Origin of the sequence: Aurantimicrobium sp. (assembly GCF_036667855.1) — a bacterium.
In the GTDB taxonomy this organism is placed as follows: Bacteria; Actinomycetota; Actinomycetes; order Actinomycetales; family Microbacteriaceae; genus Aurantimicrobium.
Map to the genome: position 1 here is coordinate 1 of NZ_JAVWTF010000061.1, position 3,781 is coordinate 3,781.

Sequence of the window (3,781 nt, forward strand, 5' to 3'; positions counted from 1 at the left end):
CATCCTCAATCTTCTTGATGATACGATCATTGGCTTCCTTACCGATGAAGGATTCAATACCAGCCTTACCTGCACCAGAGAAGTCAGCAGCGTGCTTGCTCTCATGTGCCAGCAGAACCAGCAGATCGCCAGTGAGGTTGTTCTTGTTCAGGCGACGCACGTCCACCGTGATACCGTCACCATCGTAGAACGCAGCCCCTCGACTATCTACACCAGCAGGACGCTGGCCATCCGTATCGATCAGCTTAACTCTCTTGTTGCCAATCATCAGTGCAGCGAGGTTTGCCTGACTGTCCTTACCAATCTTGTCACCAATCACCTTCTGTACATCAGACATCGTGGATGCCTTGAAGTTGGGAGAACGCGACTGCATACTCTCAACAGGCTGTGCTCTACCAGTCTCCTGTGCAACCCGCTGACGAAGCTGAGCTTCACTTTCGTCCGGGTAGAACTCACGCATTGCCTCAGCTTCCTGACGCGCAGCGGTTTCCGTGTCTACTTCCGGAGCCTGCTCAATCTCTTCGTACCGCGTAGCTCTTTCAGTAGGAGTAGTAGGTGCCTGGGTAGTTTCGGTGGTGGTAGGTGCAGGGCGAGCAGCGATGCTCTCAGCCGTAGGAATAGGATTGGCATTATCCCAATCAACCATACGCTGAGCAACAACATCAACACGATTGTCACCAGTAACCTCCTTCAACTGAGCGGCTCTGAACTTACGACGATCAGCCTGTCGCTTGCTCTTAGCAGCATCGAGCGCCTTCTTCTCATCCTTCTTGATGACGTTCTCAACTTCCTTACGAGCCAGATCCATAGGCTGCTGGACAGTTACATCCAACTCACCCTGAACAGGTTCTCTTACAGGGCGAACATCAGCAGCGACAGTAGACTGAGAAGGTACAGTAGCAGCAGTGTTAGCTCGGGAGATATCCCTGCCAATTCCCGCAAGCCCCTGAGCCAGCTGGCTACCCGGATTTCTCTGCGCAGCAGCATCAAGCTCAGCTTGTCTATACGCGTCTTCGCGTTCCGCAGCAATTCTAGCATTCTGTTCAGCCTCCGACTGTTCAAAAGCACGACGCCTACTAAGCTGGGTTTCAGCCTGACGCGTGTAACTATCCTGACGATCCGCTTCCTGCTCAGCGAAGGTACGACCATCGCTCTGTGCAGTCGGGAACATCTCAACCTGACGAGGCTCAGGAGCAGCCGGAGTAGGAGCCCTGTCCAGACGACGCTGGTTAACTTCTGCGTTCTTACTTTCCAGAACAGCATCGTTGATAGCGTTGTTGAACTCGGAGGTCATACGCCCTGCGTCAGCAGCGGCAGCAAACCTACCCTCAATAGCACCCATCGGTCCGCCCATGACAGCACCAGCCTTGAAGCTACGCCACATGGCCTCGCCCAATTCGCCGGCAGTCTTGGGAGTCTGACTCTGACTGTACTTGCGGACAGCATCACTATCACTGAACTCTGCGTTCAGCTTGTGCATTGCCAACTGAGCAGCGGTAGTGGCAGCTTCGCCAGTACCCTCACCCAGCGCAGTAGCGCCAGCCTGAGCAACAGTACGAGTGAGCACACTGTTCACCTTGCTTTCAGCCGCTCTGCCCAAAGCACCTAGGCCCGGAATCTTAGAGAGCAGTCTACCAGCCGGGATGAAACCAATTGCTTCCGGCAGAGCCTGCAACTCAGCGACACGGGATGCTTCTTCCTTACTCAGTCCAGCATCACGTCCTTCCTTATACTGCTGAGCAAACGAGTCACCCATACCGATACCGGCGAGGGGACCACCAACCAGCGACAGTGCACCGGTCGGAGACTCAGCTGCGTCGAGGATAGCTTCACCACCCTCAGCAACTAGGAAGCCACGGTCAGCAATCACCTTACGAACAGCGTCAACATTGCTACGATTGGCAGCAGCCTTCTCACTGAGAGAGGCGCTGTCCTTGAGCATCTGCGCTCTAGGATCACGAACAGCTGCACCAATATTAGCGAGACCACGTGCAGACTGAGCGTCACCAGTGAGGTAACCACCAAGGTTCTGCAACAGGTCAGATGCGTTGGCAGCACCAACAGCAAGAGTATCTAGAAGGGTTGTGGGTTGCTCGGCAAGATCAGCACGAGTGAAGAGGGCGCTGGATGCAGACTTCTGCAAACCCCCCTGCACTGCGTCAACAACCGCACCGCCAAAGTTTGCTGCTTCATCCAAAGCGCGTCCGGCCCACCCCCGCGCTTCGGGCGCGGAGGGGGTCGAAGCTGTAGAGTCAACCGTTGCGGAGACTCCGGAGAAATCAGCAGCACGCTCACGTTCAATGCGTGCGCGTTGCGCGGCTACCAGCGGGTCATTGTTAATCTCATCGTCGCCGAGCGACAACAGATCCCTCTGCAACGACTCGTACTGAGACAGGGCAGAAGGCTTCTTTCTAGTAGCCATTAGTTTCTCCTTAAGTTTTATTTGTTACGCTTAGCACTATTCGTTCTGTAAGTGTCGAGGGACCACGAGGCATTTTCCCCGGAGCCATCAACACCACGTCTCAGTTCTGTAAGGCCGTCCAAGAAGTCACTGTTGATTACATCCAGATTCTTCTCACCTCTAGCCAGTGCACGAGACACTACGATAGAGGCCAGCTGCTGCACACGCTCAGCTGGGACACCACCCTTCACTGCATTGTCCACAATGGACTTGTTCATACCTGTCAACTTGTAGCCGATAGCCGAAGAGCTAGTACCCTGCAAACCCTGATCGGTGATATCACCACTACCTCTGCCGCTAGCAGCAGTGCGGGCCATGGCTGCTTGGAAGTCAAGATCCTGACCACGACGCGAGAGTGCGTTGCGCTCATCACCCTGTCGGATGCTAGCCTCACTCTGTCGAATCTGTGCCTCACCCTGACGCCTAGACAAATCATCCTTATCGCGGGCTCTCTGTCTAGCTTCCTTCTCATCAGCGGTAGCAGCACGGCGGGACTTCTCCTTGCCCTCTGCATCTCGCATGACAAACTCATCACCTTCAAGGCCCGACATATCCTTATCCGCTCTGCCGCGAAGCAGGTTCTCTCGGAAGGTAGCCATCCTCTCTTCGGTTGCCACTCTCAATTCTTCGAGCAGCTTCGCCTTCTTAATCTCTTGTTCAGCTTTCTGCTGATCGCGGATACTGTCTACAGTGTAGTCAGCTGCGCCCTTCGCAAAGCTGGCAAGACCTTCGCCAAAACTAAATGCCATTATGCCATCCCCGGAAGAGGAGCCTGACCCATACCCGGCTGCTGAGGCTGAGCGGGCTGAGAGGGGACAGGGATCTGCTCCGACTCATCACCGTTCTCTGCCATCACATTATTAGGAGCGTCGGGAGTAGAGGCAGCTGCCTTGATAATCTCCAACACTTCCTGATAGATTTGATCCGAGAAGTTTTCTGGGTAGTTAAGCTCGTGTTCGATATAATCAAGAATCGTATCCAGCCAACCATTCTTGGCAAGGAAGATGCGAGGATCAATGTCGTACTCGTTCTGTAGTTCTTCAGCAAGCTGGCCAATCATCTGTGCGAGGATCTGTCCGATCACCATAGCGGGATCGTCTGACTGGTCAATGGCGTCAGCCATCATCTTCAAGCCACCCTCATCCAACATCTGCACAGCCATTCTCACTGCAATCTCTACATCGTCGTCGCTAACCTGAACGCCCTCGCTCTGCTTAACGTTCTCTTCCATATTCATTTGACTCAGTGACTTAGCCATTACGCCATACCTCCCATTGGGTTAGTGGGTTTGTTTGGAACCTCAACACCCGGAGAGCTAGT

The 3,781-nt window shown here is 54.0% G+C and carries 3 protein-coding genes; all 3 read right to left on the bottom strand.

The window, feature by feature from the left end; all coding sequences use genetic code 11:
* Nucleotides 1-2,422, bottom strand: a 2,422-nt coding sequence (locus RR877_RS09280; protein ID WP_332628005.1) for a hypothetical protein, incomplete at its 3' end; no start/stop codon positions are given.
* 17 nt (nucleotides 2,423-2,439) lie between these two features.
* Entirely contained in the window at nucleotides 2,440-3,210 is a 771-nt protein-coding gene (locus RR877_RS09285; protein WP_332628007.1) for a hypothetical protein, read from the bottom strand.
* A complete protein-coding gene (locus RR877_RS09290; RefSeq protein WP_332628009.1) occupies nucleotides 3,210-3,719 on the bottom strand; it encodes a hypothetical protein in 510 nt (169 codons plus the stop codon). The genes RR877_RS09285 and RR877_RS09290 overlap by 1 nt, the downstream gene beginning before the upstream one ends.
* Nucleotides 3,720-3,781 lie beyond the last annotated feature (62 nt).